This is a genomic window from Streptomyces sp. NBC_00271 (genome assembly GCF_036178845.1).
In the GTDB taxonomy this organism is placed as follows: Bacteria; Actinomycetota; Actinomycetes; order Streptomycetales; family Streptomycetaceae; genus Streptomyces.
Window position 1 is genome coordinate 2,747,458 of record NZ_CP108070.1, and the last position, 16,714, is coordinate 2,764,171.

The 16,714-nt window shown below is 70.8% G+C and carries 12 protein-coding genes; 5 read left to right on the forward strand and 7 right to left on the reverse strand.

Annotated elements, in window-relative coordinates:
- The first annotated feature begins 138 nt into the window (after positions 1–138).
- The 3 genes from OG798_RS12975 to glpK all read left to right on the forward strand — a co-directional run bounded on the left by OG798_RS12975 (position 139) and on the right by glpK (position 4,505).
- The gene (locus OG798_RS12975) at positions 139–1,764 is read left to right on the forward strand and encodes a GGDEF domain-containing protein (protein ID WP_121418572.1); all 1,626 of its coding nucleotides are present in this window, start codon (positions 139–141) and stop codon (positions 1,762–1,764) included.
- 424 nt (positions 1,765–2,188) lie between these two features.
- Entirely contained in the window at positions 2,189–2,929 is a 741-nt protein-coding gene (locus OG798_RS12980; RefSeq protein WP_121416768.1) for an MIP/aquaporin family protein, read from the forward strand.
- 55 nt (positions 2,930–2,984) lie between these two features.
- On the forward strand, positions 2,985–4,505 hold the full coding sequence (glpK, locus tag OG798_RS12985) for a glycerol kinase GlpK (RefSeq protein ID WP_095855875.1): 1,521 nt from the start codon (positions 2,985–2,987) through the stop codon (positions 4,503–4,505).
- Positions 4,506–4,623: 118 nt separating this feature from the next.
- On the opposite strand, the gene OG798_RS12990 is transcribed toward glpK, so the two are convergent.
- The 5 genes from OG798_RS12990 to OG798_RS13010 are packed head-to-tail and all read right to left on the reverse strand — an operon-like array spanning position 4,624 to position 12,594.
- Entirely contained in the window at positions 4,624–5,229 is a 606-nt protein-coding gene (locus OG798_RS12990; protein ID WP_095855874.1) for a GTP-binding protein, read from the reverse strand.
- Positions 5,210–8,839 (reverse strand): hydantoinase B/oxoprolinase family protein, encoded by a 3,630-nt coding sequence (locus OG798_RS12995; protein ID WP_121416767.1) that lies wholly within the window; start codon positions 8,837–8,839, stop codon positions 5,210–5,212. Before OG798_RS12995 ends, OG798_RS12990 begins: the two co-directional genes overlap by 20 nt.
- A gap of 24 nt (positions 8,840–8,863) precedes the next feature.
- Positions 8,864–9,259 (reverse strand): DUF742 domain-containing protein, encoded by a 396-nt coding sequence (locus tag OG798_RS13000; protein ID WP_054237191.1) that lies wholly within the window; start codon positions 9,257–9,259, stop codon positions 8,864–8,866.
- A 9-nt stretch (positions 9,260–9,268) separates the two neighbouring features.
- A complete protein-coding gene (locus OG798_RS13005) occupies positions 9,269–9,709 on the reverse strand; it encodes a roadblock/LC7 domain-containing protein (protein ID WP_054237190.1) in 441 nt (146 codons plus the stop codon).
- The gene (locus tag OG798_RS13010; protein WP_328757018.1) at positions 9,706–12,594 is read right to left on the reverse strand and encodes a sensor histidine kinase; all 2,889 of its coding nucleotides are present in this window, start codon (positions 12,592–12,594) and stop codon (positions 9,706–9,708) included. The genes OG798_RS13005 and OG798_RS13010 overlap by 4 nt, the downstream gene beginning before the upstream one ends.
- A 688-nt stretch (positions 12,595–13,282) precedes the next feature.
- Between OG798_RS13010 and OG798_RS13015 the strand changes: the two genes are divergently transcribed.
- Positions 13,283–13,846, forward strand: a complete 564-nt coding sequence (locus OG798_RS13015) for a hypothetical protein (RefSeq protein ID WP_121418571.1) — start codon at positions 13,283–13,285, stop codon at positions 13,844–13,846.
- 186 nt (positions 13,847–14,032) lie between these two features.
- On the opposite strand, the gene OG798_RS13020 is transcribed toward OG798_RS13015, so the two are convergent.
- Both OG798_RS13020 and OG798_RS13025 read right to left on the reverse strand, forming a co-directional pair.
- Positions 14,033–15,226 carry an NAD(P)/FAD-dependent oxidoreductase gene (locus tag OG798_RS13020; protein WP_183127416.1) on the reverse strand — a complete coding sequence of 398 codons (1,194 nt, stop codon included), beginning with the start codon at positions 15,224–15,226 and terminating at the stop codon, positions 14,033–14,035.
- 34 nt (positions 15,227–15,260) lie between these two features.
- On the reverse strand, positions 15,261–15,581 hold the full coding sequence (locus OG798_RS13025; RefSeq protein WP_095855871.1) for a bifunctional 3-phenylpropionate/cinnamic acid dioxygenase ferredoxin subunit: 321 nt from the start codon (positions 15,579–15,581) through the stop codon (positions 15,261–15,263).
- 215 nt (positions 15,582–15,796) lie between these two features.
- Between OG798_RS13025 and OG798_RS13030 the strand changes: the two genes are divergently transcribed.
- Positions 15,797–16,618 (forward strand): IclR family transcriptional regulator, encoded by an 822-nt coding sequence (locus tag OG798_RS13030; protein WP_179436646.1) that lies wholly within the window; start codon positions 15,797–15,799, stop codon positions 16,616–16,618.
- Positions 16,619–16,714 lie beyond the last annotated feature (96 nt).

A 16,714-nucleotide genomic window follows, 5' to 3' on the forward strand; every position in this document is an offset into this window, starting at 1 on the left:
GCGGCGCGCGGCGCGACGACCACCGTCCACGGACGCTCGCCCCGCGGCCGTCCGCACTCGGTGTGACGACCTCGGAATGCTGCGTGAACAGCTCGTGAATCGCGCCCGGGCGTGCGCGGGCGGGGCCAGTATGCTCCCGTGCCCTCCTGGACGGATACTGTCCGCTTCGCCTTCCAGCCGGTCGTCAACCTGACGACCGGAGGGGTTGCGGCGCTGGAGATACTCGCCCGTCCCGAATCCGGCGACATCCTGGCACAGGCCTGCCGCGACCCCGAACTCGACGGGCGGCTGGCGGCGTTGGCGATCCGCGCGGCGGCCCGCAGGGAGACGATGCTGCCGCTGCACGTGAATGTCTTCGCCGGGACACTGGCCGATCTCGGACGGCTCGCGGCGCTGCGCGACGCCGTGCGCGAGGCCGGTCGGCTGCCGTGGGAGGTGACGATCGACATCGGTCCGCCGTACACGCACGTGCCGCACCAGGCTCTGCTGGAGGCGGTGTCCACGGTGCGGAGTGAAGGTTTCCGGATCTGTGCGGACGGAGTGGGTGACGGCGACGTACCCCTGCGGCTGCTCACGGACGTCGCGCCCGAGCTGGTGAAGCTCGACGCGTCCCTGCTGGCGCGACCGGCGGCGGTCCGGGCGATGCGGACGCTGTGCGAGCAGTTGGGCGCGCTGCTGTCCGTGGAGGGCGTCGAGACGGAGCTGCAGTGCGCGGCCGCGGTGTCGGCGGGGGCGCAGTTGGCGCAGGGCGAGCTGTTCGCGCCGCCCGCACGGCTGCCCGTCGCGGACGTATACGTTCCGGCCCTCTCCCCCGGCGTCGCGGCGGCCCCCCGGTCGGGACCGTCGGTGCGGCAGTTCGTGCGGCCCGCCGCGCTGCTGCCCGCGACGGCCTCCGCGGGGCAGGTGCGGGCGCTGCTCACCGGGTCGCCCGACGTGTCCGGTGTGCTGCTCGTGGATCCTTCCGGGATCCCGGTCCGCTCGGTGCACCGGTCACGGTTCCTGCTGTCGATGTCGGGGCCGTACGGGCATGCCCTGTACGCCGACCGGCCGGCCGCCAAGCTCGGCGATCCGCCGCGTACGGTCGGCGCCGACGCGACCGCGTGGGAGGTCCTCGACGTGGTGGCGGACGGCGAGCGGGACCGTACGTCGGACGATGTCGCGGTCGTCGATCACTACGGGCGGTGCGTGGGGGTCGTACGCCTGGCCGATCTCGTACGAGCGCTCTCCGAGAGCCGGGTCGAGGAGGCGGCCGGGCTCAACCCGCTGACCAGGCTGCCCGGTTCGGACGCCATCACCGGCGAGGTGGACCGGCGGATCGCCGACGGCCGGACGTTCGCGCTCAGTTGGCTCGATGTCGATCACTTCAAGCAGGTCAACGACGGAGCGGGCTTCGCGGCGGGCGACGAGCTGATCCGGGCGGTCGGGCGGACGCTGCAGCACGCGGCTTCCGGGACGACCCGGGTGGGGCACATCGGCGGCGACGACTTCCTGGTCCTCGCGGAGCCGGAGTCTCTCGGCCCACTGGCCGGCACGGTACTCGACGCGCCCTGGTCGGCGGGCGGACGTCCCGTCACCTTGTCGCTGGCCACGGTCCTGTGCGCGCCGGGCAGCGTGACCGACCACCGACAGGCGGCGGCCTGCCTGGCACCGCTCAAGCAGGCCGCCAAGGCGCTGAGCGGGGCGAGTTGGGTGCTGGGGCGGGCGGGACTGCCGGGGCATGAGGTCCTGCGTGGTTCGGGGGCGGAGCGGGCACAGGCCGGTTGAGCGAGGGACCGGGAGGTTTCTGCGCAACGGCCTTGCCGCCCGGGACCCCTGTGACGGGTGAGGGCGAAGGGACGGTCGGCCCGAGACCGTGTCCCGGGCAGGCCTCTTACCGTGCCCCGATCTTGGCTGTTTCACGACCTTCAACCGTTGCCGTCGGCGACCTTGACGCCCTCTGGACGCCGGTGAACACTTCCGGATGTCAGTCGGCATCGCCGCATTCGGGCGTCTTCAGGCACCGCACCGCTCGGGTTCCCGACCTGTTTCCAAGGCCGTCCCCCACGGGCGATTCCGCTGCGACGGCACGCTCGTCACGGACGCCGGGTGGGGCGCGGGACCTCCCTGCCTTCGGCTGAAGTAGCCATGGGAAACGCACCCCGCACGGTGGCCCGGAGCGGACCGCTCCGGGCGAGGCCTAGGAGCCGCCATGAGCAACGGCGACATTTTTGTCGGCGAGTTGATCGGCACTGCGATTCTGATTCTGTTCGGCGCGGGGGTCTGCGCCGCGGTCACCCTCAACAAGTCCAAGGCACAGGGCGCCGGCTGGGTCGTCATCGCGTTCGGATGGGGTTTCGGCGTGCTCGCCGGGGCCTACACGGCGGCGCCGCTGTCCGGTGGTCAGATCAACCCGGCCGTGACCATCGGTTTCGCCATCGAGGGATCGACGAAGTGGGAGGACGTGCCCTTCTACATTCTGGGCCAGTTCGCGGGCGCCATCGTCGGCGCCGTGCTCTGCTGGCTGCTCTACCTCGGCCAGTTCAATCTCAACGCCGACGAGGACAACGCCATCGAGACGCTGGGCATCTTCTCGACCCGGCCAGAGATCAACCATCCGGTGCAGAACCTCATCACCGAGATCATCGCCACCGTCGGCCTGATGCTGCCCATCCTGGCCATGGTCGGCGGCCACAAACACGTGGCCGGGATCGGCGACGCGGGACTGCCCGTCCAGCTCATCGCGTTCCTCGTGGTCGGCATCGGACTCTCGCTGGGCGGGCCCACCGGGTACGCCATCAACCCGGCCCGTGACCTGGGACCGCGCCTCACCCACGCATTGCTGCCGATTCCCAACAAGGGCACCTCGGAGTGGAGTTACTCCTGGATCCCGGTGGTCGGCCCGATCGCCGGCGCCGCCATCGGGGCCGCGATCTACAACGCAGCCTTCTGACGAGAACGCAGACTTCCAACGCAGCCTTCTGACGAAGAAGACGTAAGGGGACGTCATGACGGAGAACGCCGAGAAGTACGTCGCCGCAATCGACCAGGGCACCACCTCCAGCCGCTGCATCATCTTCGACCGGAGCGGCGCGATCGTCGCCGTCGACCAGCGCGAGCACCGCCAGATCTTCCCCAAGCCGGGCTGGGTGGAACACGACGCCACCGAGATCTGGTCCAAGGTGCAGGCGGTCGTCGCGGGAGCGATCGCCAAGGCGGGGCTGCGCGCCGACCAGCTGAGCGCGCTCGGCATCACCAACCAGCGCGAGACGACGGTCCTGTGGGACCGCGCCACCGGCAAGCCCGTGCACAACGCGATCGTCTGGCAGGACACCCGGACCTCGGCGCTCTGCAACCAGCTGGGCGGCACGGACGGCCAGGACCGCTTCCGCGAACAGACCGGTCTGCCGCTGGCCAGCTACTTCTCCGGCCCCAAGGCGGCCTGGCTGCTCGACAACGTGCCAGGGCTGCGCGCGCGTGCCGAGCGCGGCGAGATCGCCTTCGGCACCATCGACTCCTGGCTGATCTGGAACCTGACCGGCGGCACGGACGGCGGTCGGCACGTCACCGACGTCACCAACGCCGGGCGCACCATGCTGATGAACCTGGAGACCCTTCAATGGGACCCCTCGATCCTCGCGGCGATGAACGTCCCCGAGGCGGTGCTGCCCGAGATCAGGTCGTCGGCCGAGGTGTACGGCACCGCCGTGGGCCAGCTGGCGGGCGTCCCCGTCGCCTCGGCGCTCGGCGACCAACAGGCGGCCGTCTTCGGGCAGGCCTGCTACGACGTGGGCACCGCCAAGAACACGTACGGCACCGGCAGCTTCCTGCTGCTCAACACCGGTAACCGGCCCGTCCCCTCGAAGAACGGGCTGCTGACGACCATGGGCTACAAGATCGGCGGCGAGGCGCCCGTCTACTGCCTCGAAGGGTCGATCGCGATCACCGGCGCCCTGGTGCAGTGGTTCCGCGACCAGCTCGGCATCATCCGCAACGCCGACGAGATCGAGACGCTGGCCGCGAGCGTCGACGACAACGGAGGCGCGTACATCGTGCCCGCGTTCTCGGGCCTGTTCGCGCCCTACTGGCGCTCCGACGCGCGCGGTGTCGTCACCGGCCTCACGCGATACGTCACGAAGGCGCACCTCGCCCGCGCGGTCCTGGAGGCGACGAGCTGGCAGACCCGTGAGGTCGTCGACGCCATGTTCCAGGACTCCGGCGTGCAGATCACCACCCTGAAGGTGGATGGCGGCATGACCAAGAACAATCTGCTGATGCAGCACCAGGCGGATGTCCTGGGCGTGCCGGTGATCCGTCCCCGGGTGTCCGAGACGACCTGTCTGGGCGCGGCCTACGCGGCCGGGCTCGCGACCGGTGTGTGGAACGACCTCGACGAGCTGAAGTCGCACTGGCAGAAGGACGTCGAGTGGACACCGTCCATGGAGGCCTCCGTGCGCGACCGTGAGTACCACAACTGGCGCAAGGCGGTGGAGAAGAGCTTCGGCTGGCACGAGGACGACGTCAGCTGAGACAGGGGTCCACGCGCGCGTGCGTCTCGCGTGAGCCACACGCGTGTGCGGGACGACGGCCCGTACCCCGGTCGGCGGGGGTACGGGCCGTATGCGTGGTTCGGCCCGTATGTATGGGTCAGGTGGTGACCGGTTCGCGTCGGTCGGCTCCGTACGCCATCGCGTGCTGGACGACCTCGATGAGGACCTCTTTGGCCGACTCCCGGTCTCGCGCGTCACACAGGACGACCGGAACGTCGTCGTCGAGGTCGAGTGCCTGGCGGACCTCGTCGACCGGGTACTGGGCCGATCCTTCGAAGCAGTTGACGCCCATCACGAACGGTATGGAGCGCCGCTCGAAGTAGTCGACGGCGGCGAAGCAGTCCTCCAGGCGGCGCGTGTCGGCGAGTACGACGGCGCCCAGGGAACCGGCGGCGAGCTCGTCCCACAGGAACCAGAAGCGGTCCTGTCCGGGCGTCCCGAAGAGGTAGAGCACCAGGTCCTCTCGGAGCGTGATGCGGCCGAAGTCCATGGCGACGGTGGTGGTGTGCTTGCCCTCCACGCCGCTGGTGTCGTCGACCGGGCGGCCCGCCTCGGTGAGCACCTCCTCGGTGCGCAGCGGTTTGATCTCGCTGACCGCGCCGACCAGGGTCGTCTTGCCCACCCCGAAGCCACCGGCCACCAGGATCTTGAGCGTGACGGGCTCGACCGGGGGCTTGCCGCGCTCAGAACGCCCGAAGATCATCGATCTCTTCTCCTGCTTGATGGGGGTCGTGGGACGGTGGGCCGTAGCCCCCGCCGCCGGGGGTTTCGATGACAAGTACGTCGCCGGGGCCGACGTCCGCCGTATCACTTGCGCCAAGTTCCGTGACCGTGCCGTCCGCGCGCTCCACCCGGTTGGCGCCGAGCGCTCCGGGCTCGCCGCCGGCCATGCCGTAGGGCGGGACCCTGCGGTGCTGCGACAGCGTGGAGACCGTCATGGGCTGATGGAACCGGATACGGCGCACGGCACCGTCCCCGCCGCTCCAGCGCCCGGCTCCGCCGCTGCCCGGCCGGACCGCGAACTCGTCGAGCTGGACCGGCAGTCGCCACTCCAGGATCTCGGGGTCGGTGAGCCGCGAGTTGGTCATGTGGGTCTGTACGACGGAGGCGCCGGGGAAGCCGTCGCCCGCGCCGGACCCGGAGGCCACGGTCTCGTAGTACTGGTAGCGCTCGTTGCCGAAGGTGACGTTGTTCATCGTTCCGGACCCTTCGGCCTGCACGCGCAGGGCTCCGTACAGCGCGCCGGTGATCGCCTGAGAGGTCTCCACATTGCCCGCGACCACGGCGGCGGGGGCCTCGGGAGCGAGCATCGAGCCACGCGGCACGACGATGTCGAGCGGGCGCAGACAGCCGTCGTTGAGCGGGATGTCGTCGGCGACCAGAGTGCGGAAGACGTACAGGACGGCGGCGTTGACCACCGCGAAGGGAGCGTTGAAGTTGGTGCCGAGCTGCGGGGACGTACCCGTGAAGTCGACAGTGGCGGAGCGATTTTCGCGGTCTACGGAGACTCGGACACGGATGACCGCCCCGGAGTCCGTCTCGTAGGCGAACTCACCGTCTTCCAGGGCGTCGATGACGCGACGTACGGCTTCCTCCGCGTTGTCCTGCACGTGCCGCATGTAGGCCTGGACGACGTCGAGGCCGAAGTTCTCGATCATGCGGGCGACTTCGTCGACGCCCTTCTGGTTGGCGGCGATCTGGGCACGCAGGTCGGCGAGGTTGGTCTTCGGATTGCGCGAGGGGTAGGGCGCCTCGGTGAGCAGGCGAAGCGTCTCGGCCTCACGGAAGCGGCCGTTCTCGGCGAGCAGCCAGTTGTCGAAGAGGATGCCCTCTTCCTCGATGGTGCGGCTGTTCGCGGGCATGGAGCCCGGGGCGATGCCGCCGATCTCGGCGTGGTGTCCGCGCGAGGCGACGTAGAACAGGATGTGCTCACCCCCCGTGTCGAAGACCGGGGTGATCACGGTGACGTCGGGGAGGTGGGTGCCTCCGTGGTACGGGTCGTTGACCGCGTACGTGTCACCCGGGCGCATGCTGTCGCCGCGTCGCCGGATGACCTCCTGCACGCTCGTGCCCATCGAGCCCAAGTGGACAGGGATGTGAGGGGCGTTGGCGACAAGGCTGCCGTCGGGGTCGAAGAGCGCGCAGGAGAAGTCCAGGCGTTCCTTGATGTTGACCGACTGGGCCGTGGATTCCAGGCGGGCGCCCATCTGCTCGGCGATGGACATGAAGAGGTTGTTGAAGACCTCGAGGAGAACCGGGTCCGCTTCCGTGCCGAGATCGGAACTCTGCGTAACCGCCACGCGTTCCATGACCAGATGCCCGTCGTCGGTCGTCGCGGCCCGCCAGCCGTCGTCGACGACGGTCGTCGCGCTGGCCTCGGTGATGATCGCGGGGCCGGTGACCGTTTCACCGGGGGGCAGTTCCTCGCGGCGGTGCAGGGGTACGTCGCGCCAGGCGCCGCCCGTGTGGAGGCTGACCGTCTGCGTCGCGCCGCGGGCGGACGAAGAGGTCGCGAGGGCGGAGAGATCGGGGGGTTCGGTGAGTCCGGTGGCCTCTACGGAGAGGGCTTCCACGACGACCGGACGATCGAGGGTGAAGGAGTAGGTGGCGCGATGGCGTTCCTCGAAGGCGTGGGTCATGGTGTCGGGCTGGGTGAGCTCGACGGTGAGCGCCGTGTCCGTTCCGTCGTAGCGGAGTTGGGCGCGGCGGGTGACGCGGATGCGGTCCTCGGGCACGTCCTCGGCGAGGAGTTCGGTGCGGGCGGCGCTCTCCAGGTCGTCGGCGGTCTTGAGGATGCCGGGCATCGCGGAGGACTCGAGGGGTGCCTCCACGGACTGCTCGCGCATGGCCGTCGTGTCGGCGAGTCCGATGCCGAGGGCGGACAGGACGCCGGCCATGGGCGGGACGAGGACGGTGCGGATGCCGAGCGAGTCGGCGACCATGCACGCGTGCTGGCCGCCCGCGCCGCCGAAGGTGGTGAGCGCGTACCGGGTGACGTCGTGGCCCTTCTGGACCGAGATCCGCTTGACCGCGTTGGCGATGTTGGCCACGGCGATCTGCAGGTAACCCTCCGCCACCTGCTCCGGGGTGCGGTCGTCGCCGGTCTTCTCACGGATCTCGCGCGCGAGGGCGGCGAACCGGTCGCGGACGAGGGTGTCGTCGAGGGGCTGGTCGCCGTCGCGGCCGAACACTTTGGGGAAGTGGGTGGCTTGGATGCGGCCGAGTGCGACGTTGGCGTCCGTGACGGTGAGCGGGCCGCCACCGCGGTAGCAGGCGGGGCCCGGGTCGGCGCCTGCCGAGTCGGGGCCCACCCGGTAGCGGGAGCCGTCGAAGTGGAGCACCGAGCCGCCGCCCGCGGCGACGGTGTGGATGTCCAGCATGGGCGCCCGCAGCCGGACCCCGGCGATCCGGGTGGTGAAGACCCGCTCGTACTCGCCCGCGAAGTGCGAGACGTCCGTGGAGGTGCCGCCCATGTCGAAGCCGATGACACGGTCGAAGCCGGCGAGCTGCGACATCCGGGCCATGCCGACGATGCCGCCCGCCGGACCGGACAGGATGGCGTCCTTGCCGCGGAACTGACCCGCTTCGGCGAGGCCTCCGTTGGACTGCATGAACATCAGTCGCACGCCTTGGAGCTCATCGGCGACGTGCTGGACGTAGCGGCGCAGCACGGGCGACAGGTAGGCGTCGACGACGGCCGTGTCGCCGCGCGGGACGAGCTTCATCAGCGGGCTGACCTCGCTGGAGAGCGAGATCTGCGGGAAGCCGGTGCGTGCCGCCAGCTCGCCGACGGCCTCTTCATGGGCGGGGTGGAGGTGACTGTGCATGCAGACGACGGCGACGGCCCGGATCCCGGAGTCGTACGCCTCCTGGAGGGGCCCGGCAAGGGCGTCCAGGTCGGGGGCGCGCAGGACGGTGCCGTCGGCGGCGATCCGCTCGTCGACCTCGACCACGCGTTCGTAGAGCAGCTCGGGCAGTTCGATCGCGCGGGCGAAGATGTGGGGGCGGTTCTGGTAGGCGATGCGCAGGGCGTCGCGGAAGCCTCGGGTGATGACGAGCAGGGTGCGCTCCCCCTTGCGTTCCAGGAGGGCGTTGGTGGCGACGGTGGTTCCCATGCGGACGGCGTCGATCCGCGCGCCCTGGGCGTCCTGGCCGCCGCCGAGGAGTTCCCGGACACCCGCCACCGCCGCGTCGGCGTACCTCGCCCGGTTCTCGGACAGCAGTTTGTGCGTGAGCAGACGGCCGTCCGGGCGTCGCGCGACGATGTCGGTGAAGGTGCCGCCTCGGTCGACCCAGAACTGCCAGCCTGTCACGTCTGCTCCCCGCTTCCGCCCAGCTCAGAGCGCCCGGAGGCCGCTGATCACGTCGCGCAGAATACTCTCGTCCGGCAGCTCGGCAGGGGGTACGGGACGTGTCACATGGACCATTTCCTCGGTCACGAGGTCCCCGATGAGGACCCGGACCACTCCGATGGGCAGGTCGAGCTCCGCGGCGAGCTCGGCGACCGACTGGGGGGTGTCGCGGCAGAGCTCGACGATGTCCACGTGTTCCGGGGACAGCGAATGGTCGGCTTCGGGGTCGTCCGCGTGGGGCTCCGTGACGACCACTGCTATCAGGTCGAGGCGATGCTGGGCCGGGCTGGTGGTGCGCCCGCGTGTCATGGCATAAGGACGGACCACCGGTCCGGCGTCGTCGTCGAACCAGTGGCGTTTTCCCTGACCGTCTCCGCTCATGCCATCCCACTACCCGCCCGAGGGCAGATCGGTGCGCGGAGCGGCGGCCAGATGTGCGCCGACCCGCTTCACCAGGAGCGTCATTTCGTAGGCGACCTGCCCGACATCGGAGTCGGCGTCCGAAAGAACGGCGAGACAGCTGCCGTCGCCGGCGGCCGTGACGAAGAGGAAGGCCTCCTCGAGCTCGACCACGGTCTGCCGGACACCGCCCGCCTCGAAGTGGCGGCCGACGCCCTTGGCGAGGCTGTGGAAGCCGGAGGCGACGGCCGCCAGGTGCTCGCTGTCCTCCCGGGTCAGATCCTTGGAGGCCCCGGTGGCAAGGCCGTCACCGGAGAGCACGATCGCCTTGCTGATGCTGGCCACGCGGTCCACCAGGTCGTCGAGCAGCCAGTTCAGCTCTCCCGACGTCTTGCTGGTCGCGGTGGGCCCTGTGGCCTTCGGTGCGGTCATCGACCGTCCCCCTTCGTCGTTCCTGGTGCTGTGCCGCCCTGGGCCCCGTCGCCCGCGGCGTTCTTCTCGCGGCCCCGCTGCCAGCCCCGCTGGAGCGAGGCCATCCGGCTGCGTACCTCGTCGGCGTCGCGATCGGCGAGTTCCGCCCCCTTCGGGGTGTGGTCCTTGTCTCGCTCGGCCCGCCGTTCGGGTCCGTCCTTCAACTGGGGGGCCAGATTGGCCTGTCGGACGCGGCGGGGCAGCGGGCTCGCACCCGATTCTGCCCCTTGCGTCGCGGCGGCGGAGCCCGGGGTGGTCCCGGCTCTGCCCGACGGCGAGCCGGCGGAGCGAGTGCGCCGGGGGAGAGCGGGGGCCTCTCGGAGGCCGGACGCCTCGGAGCGAAGGCCCGGAGTCCCGGGGCGTTCGCCGTTGCGGCGCCCTGAGGTCTCGGTGCGGTCAGCACGCCGGGTGGTCGACGACCGTGCGTTCGCCCTCTCCGCGATGCCTTGCCTCTCCACCGACTCTAGGGCCGGTTCGAGGCTCTCCACCGGCTTCAGCGCCTCGGCGGGCTCCTCGCCCGCCTCGCCGCGCCGGGGCCTCGTCCGGGTCACGGGACGACCGTGCGAGCTGACCAGCTTGGGAGTTCTGCGGCGCGGCAGGGGGACCGGGCCCCCCACGTGGTCGTCGTCTCCGGAGCGGGCCGTCTCCGCGCCGCCTGGGCGGGGCTGCTGGTGGGGCCGGTGCTGCTCGACCGGGACACCCGCTATGGAGCGGCGCGGCCGGAACAGACCGCCCTGCTCGGCGTCCTCGTCGTCGAGGGCGCCGGGGAATCCGCCGAGCGCGTCCAGATCGACCGGCGCCTCCAGTTCGACTGGCCCGTCCAGGATCGCGGCAGGCAGGCCGGGGAGGCGCACCGGTACGTCGGAGAGCGCCGCCTTGCGGTCCTCCTCGGTCTTGCCCTCCTTCGAGGGCAGCGCTCGGTCGAGACGGAAGCCGATGCCGTTGGTGTCCGGGACGTCGTCCGTGAGCAGCGCGTCGGGGATGAACACCACGGCGGTGGTGCCGCCGTACGGGGAGGGCTGGAGGGAGACACGGACGTTCTGCCGCTGCGCGAGACGGCTGACCACGAAGAGACCGAGCCGGTCGGTGTCGGACAGTTCGAACTCGGGGGTCTCGGCGAGCCGCAGGTTGGCGTCGAGGAGCGCTTCGGCCGCCATGCCCAGACCGCGGTCGTGGATCTCCAGGGTGAAACCGTTGGCGACGCGTTCGCCGACGACCTGCACGGCCGTGTGCGGGGGTGAGAACACCGTGGCGTTCTCCAGGAGTTCGGCGACCAGGTGCGTGAGGTCGGCGACCGCGGGCCCGGTGACGGCGACGCGGGGCAGTCGGCGTACCTCGATGCGCTCGTAGTCCTCGACCTCGGCGACGGCGGCGCGGACGATGTCCATGAGCTGGACGGGCTTGCGCCACTGTCGGGACGGGGCCGCGCCGGACAGGATGACCAGGCCCTCGGCATGCCGGCGCATGCGGGTGGTCAGGTGGTCGAGGCGGAACAGGTCGGCGAGTTCGTCGGTGTCCTCGGTCCTGCGTTCCATGGTGTCGAGGAGGGTGAGCTGCTTGTGCAGCAGGACCTGGCTGCGGCGGGCGAGGTTGACGAAGACCTCGGAGACGCCGTCCCGCAGTTCGGACTGTTTGACGGCGGCCTCGACGGCCGCGCGCTGAAGGGTGTTGAGGGCCTGGCCGACCTCGCCGATCTCGTTCTTGTCGTACTCCAGGCGGGGCACTTCGGTCTCGATGTCGACCTGTTCGCCCCCGGAGAGGCGGCGCATGACGCTGGGGAGTCGGACGCCGGACGCCTCGTGGGCGTCCAGGCGCAGTCGGCGCAGGTCGCGGATGAGGCCCCGGCCGATGCGTACGGACATGACGAGCGAGGCCAGCAGGGCGATGAGTCCGAGGACACCCGCGATGACCGCCTTGACGATGACGCCCGTGGCCACGGGGCGGACACGGTCCTGGTAGTGGTCGCCGGCCTTGTCGTCGAGGTCGGCGAGTTCGTCGAGCACGTGTCCGGCCGCCCGGTCCCAGCTCTGCGCGGTGACACCGTGCGGGGGTCCGGCCGGGGAGGTGACGACAGCCTGCTCCGCCACGCGCAGGGGAGCCGTGTCGGCGTTCGACCAGTAGCGCTCGAAGCGGCTGCGTTCCGAGGAGGGCAGCAGCGGCAGGCTGATGTCGTACAGCAGGGTGCGCTGCGCGACGAGATCGGAGATGTCGCGGATGTCGTCGCGGGTGACGCGGCCCGCGACCAGCGCGGAACCGACGAGGGCGTCCTCGCGGGAGAGCAGTTCGCGGGCGTTGGCGACGTTGACGAGGGCGCGGCCCTGCTTGTCCATCTCCACGTTGTCCACGACGTGGAGGTTGGCCATCAGTGAGTAACAGGGGTCGACCAGACGGTTGTAGAGGTCGAGGGCCTGGGCCCGGTTGACGGTGCCCTCCTCGACACTGCGGCGCAGCGAGTCGATGCCGTCGAGGGCGTCCAGGATGGTGGTGAGGCGCTGTGAGGTGCCCCCGTTCATCTCGTCCCGTACGTCTTCGTCCTTGGCGTTCTTGCGGACCTTCGCCACGGCCCGGTCGGTCGCGGTGCGACTGCGCTTCAGCGCCGCCAGCGCGTCGGAGGCGCGGGGGTCGGCGAGATAGACGAGTGTCTGGCGGCGTTCCTGCTGGAGAACGCTGATGGTGTCCTCGGTGGGGTAGCCGATCTTCTCGACGACGTCCGACACGTTGAACAGCTGGTTGGCCGCGCGGCCGGTGAGTACCGTCGCGAAGGCCCAGATCCCCGTCAGGGAGAGGAGTGGCACGAGGAGCAGCGCCACGATCTTCCGGCGGATGGACTTCCCGCGAAAGCGCATGGCCTCCCCCAGCTCGACCCCCTCCGGCCCGGGGGCACACCTGTGCGTCAACAAACGGCGTGAGCCTACTACTGACCCACAGGTAACTCGAAGACGTGTCCGGGCCGCCGCCCGGCGTGAAGAGGGTGGAACCCGGGCCCTTGAGGGAACCGGAGATGGGCAGTTGTCCGTTCATTGGGGGAGATTGCCGCCCCGAATCCGGCAAGGCGAGCCGGAGCTCATCGGGCCAGTGAACTTGGTCAGTTGGCCGGAATTTTTCGCTTGTTGGGAATCTTCGGGGCACATTGTTCGTCCTTCTCTACGGGAAATGGGGGCGGAATCGGCCACAGGGGCCGCATGCCGCGTCCAGGCGGCGTAAAACAGCGCAAGCCGGGCAGCCACTGGGGAGCAGGTGTCGTATGACACCCGTGCGAGGGTCTGCTGGGCGGTGGGGAGTGACAAGTTGATGGGCACGGCGGAGCGGGGCGGGACACCAGGGGTGGGTACTGCGGCGCCTGTGGCGGTGCGATCGGCCACACGAACACCGGGTCGCGACATACCGGCGGACTTGGCGGACGGACGCGACGAAGTAGGCGGACAAGGCGTTGTCACGGACGGGCGCGATCGGGTGAGCCGGCAGAGCGTGCCCCTGGAGGGACGCGACCGGAAGACCGACCGGACGGGTGCCGCCGGGATCGGAAGCGAGCGCATGAGCGCCCGGGCCGTGGCCGAGGGCGGGCCCGAGCCGGTGGGCGGGCGGGGCACGGCCACCGGTGGGCATGAGCAGGCGGTCGGGGAGGGCGCTGCCGCCGGTCGGCGGCAAGTCGGCGGGCAGGCGCGGGCCGTTGCCGGGTACTCGGACGGATACGAGGAGCAGGCGTACTACCGGCCGTTGTGGATCGAGGAGCCCGCGCGTCGGCGACGGCTGCCCGATCCGGTGCGTACGTCGGCCGTGCGTGCGGTGCTGATCATCGCGGTTACGCTGATCCAGGCCGTGATCGCCTTCCTGTCCACGCTGGGGGAGTCCTGGCTCGCCTTCCCGATGGTCTTGAGCAGCGTGGCCAGCACGGTGGTGGCCACCTGGGCCGCCCTTGACGTCTGGGTCACCCGCCAGGTGTGGAACCAGCGCAACGGCGTGGTGTCCGAGCCGAGCAGCACCGCAAGGACCCTGAGGCGCGAGCGGCGCCGGGCCCGACGGCAGGCACGCGCGACGGAGCGCGCTCAGGAGCGAATACGGCGGCAGGGCGGCGCCGGGCAGTTGTCGCACCCCTGAGTACGGCTCGCGACTGAGTACGGTACGACTCGCCGCTGGGCCCGGCTCATGACTTGAGCCCGGCTCATGACTGAGCCCGGCTCACGGCTGCTCACGGCACGGCCAAGGGGCGGACTCCACGGACCCGGTGGACCCCGTGAACTGGTGGTCCAGGTGGCCCCGGTCCGTGGGTCCGCCCACGGGCCGTCAGCTCGCCACGGCGCCCGCCGGCTCCACCGGGTCCTCGCTGCGCGCCAGTTCGCGGCGGGCCTTCATGAACGGGCGGGGGCGGTCGATGGACAGCACGGCTGTGGTGCGGCCGCCGCGCTCGTACTGGGCGAGAAGGCCCCCTTCGGCCGGTGCGCCGTCGTCGAGCGCGCCCTCGGTGATGCGGACGGTGTCCGCCGCGTGCCGGCGCCCCGCGAACTGGATCCGAGCGCCGTACTGATCGGACCAGAAGTAGGGCAGGGACCGTGCGCTCTCGACGGTGCGCCCGGCGAGCAAGTTGCGTACCGCGACGCGGGGTTGTTCGGTGGCGGAGGTCCAGTGCTCGGCGCGGGCGCCTCCGACGCGGGCGACGTCGCCGACGGCGACCACCTGCGGCAGTGCGGTCACGCAACCGTCGTCGCACAGCACGCCATCGTGCAGAGCGAGCGTCGAACCGGCGAGCCAGCCGGTGTTGGGGGTGGCGCCGATGCCCACGATCACGACATCGGCGGGCAGGACCCGGCCGTCGGCGAGCTCCACACCCGTGACGGTGCCGCTCCCCCGCAGGCCGGCGACACCGATGCCGGTCACGAGGCCCGCACCACCGCGGCGATGCAGGGCGGCGCACACGGCGGCCATCTCGGGGCCGAGTTGGGGAACGAGGGGCAGGGGTGCGGCCTCCACGACGGTGACGTCGTGGCCGAGTCCGGCACAGGAGGACGCGGTCTCGGCGCCGATGAAGCCGCCGCCGATGACGACGACGCTGCGCGGGCCCCGGGAGAGCTCCGCGCGCAGGGCGCGGGCGTCGTCGAGGGTGCGCAGGGTGTGCACGCCGACGAGGCCGTCCCCCGGGAGTCGGCGGGCCGAGGCGCCGGTCGCGATGACCACGCCGTCCGTGGAGACGGTGCGGCCGTCGTGGAGGAGGACGGTGCGCCCCCGGGCGTCGAGGCCGCGGGCGCGTACGCCGAGCAGCCACTCGGCCTCGAGTTCGGCGGTCTCCTCGGCGTCGGCGAGGGCGAGTCGGGTCTCGTCGGCGCGGCCGGTGAGGAAGTCCTTGGAGAGGGGTGGGCGGTCGTACGGATGGTGGGGCTCGTCCCCGACGATCACCAGGCGGCCGTCGAACCCCTGGGCCCGGAGCTCCCGGGCGGCGTACAGCCCGGAGAGGGAGGCACCGACGACGGTCACGGTCCTCATGAAGCGCGCTCCTTGGCGCACTCGGTCAGGGCGTTCATGCGGCGGTGCCCTCCTCCGCGGCCAGGTGGACGTGGATGATTCCGTCGTCGACGGTGACGCGGTGGGTGCGAACGGGGCGGCGTGCGGGCAGGCACGTCGGCAGGCCCGTACGGAGATCGAATGAGGCGGCGTGCAGCGGGCATTCGATCAGGCAGCCCTCCAGCCAGCCCTCCGAGAGGGAGGCGTCCTGGTGGGTGCAGGTGTCGTCGATGGCGTACAACTCGCCGTCGGCGTTGAACACCGCGATGGGCGGCGTGGTGTCGACACGGACGGATTCGCCCGCGGGGAGGTCGTCGAGGCGGCAGACGGGAATCATGGGCCCCCCTCTCGGTCCTGGACTCTTCGTCCGGGACCTCCTGGTCCAGGTGGGTCCGGAGACCTTTCGGGTTCCGGACGCTTCGGTAACATGATGTTTCGCATGGCGCACGAGGGAGCGCTATGCGCAACAGAATCCGCGCGGGGGTCCCGTCACGTCAAGGGCTTCCCGCAGATGCGGCCCAAACCGGGCCGTCAGGTGGTGAGAGTTGAGCTATGACCCGCACGCAGAAGCAGGCTGAGCACACCGGGGACAGTTCCGAGAAGCAGCACGGGAGAGGGGCCGGCAGCGCCGTCCAGTCGGTGGACCGCGCCGTGAGCGTGCTGGAGATCCTCGCCCGGGTCGGCGAGGCCGGGGTCACCGAGATCGCCGAGGAGCTGGACGTGCACAAGTCCACGGCCTTCCGCCTGCTCGGTGTCCTTGAGAACCGCGGTCTGGTGGCCCAGGCCAAGGACCGCGGGAAGTACTACCTGGGGGCCGCCGTACTGCGTCTGGCGGGGGCGGCGGCGGTGCGCCTCGACATCTCCCAGGAGGGCGTCCCGGTCTGCCGCGAGCTCGCCGACGAACTGGGCGAGACCGTCAACGTCGCGGTGCTCGACGACGACGCGGCGGTCAACATCATGCAGGCGCGTGGCACCGCGTCGGTCACCGCGCAGAACTGGCTGGGAAGGCGCACCCCCCTGCACGCGACCTCCAGCGGCAAGGTGCTGCTCGCGCACATGCCGCCCACCCTGCGCGAAGGTCTGCTCGCGCGCGCCCTGCCACGGTTCACCGAGCGCACGATCACGGGTACATCCGTGCTGCGCGCCGAGTTGGAGGCCGTGGTCGAGCAGGGCTACGGGGTCACCATCGAGGAACTGGAGCTGGGGCTCGCCGCCGTGGCCGCGCCGATCCGGGCGCACGACGGGAAGGTGATCGGGGCTATCAGCGTGTCGGGGCCGGTGTACCGGCTGAACTCCGATCGGCTGCCGGAGCTGGCCAAGCGGACGGTGGCGGCGGGGGCCGAGCTGTCGCGCCGGATGGGGTACGGCTTCTGAGAGCCCCTCAGGAGCGAAGGGGCGGGGCACGGGATTCTCCCGGCCCCGCCCCTTCGTGTGTCCCCGTGTGTCCAACCCGTGTGTCCAGTCCGTGTG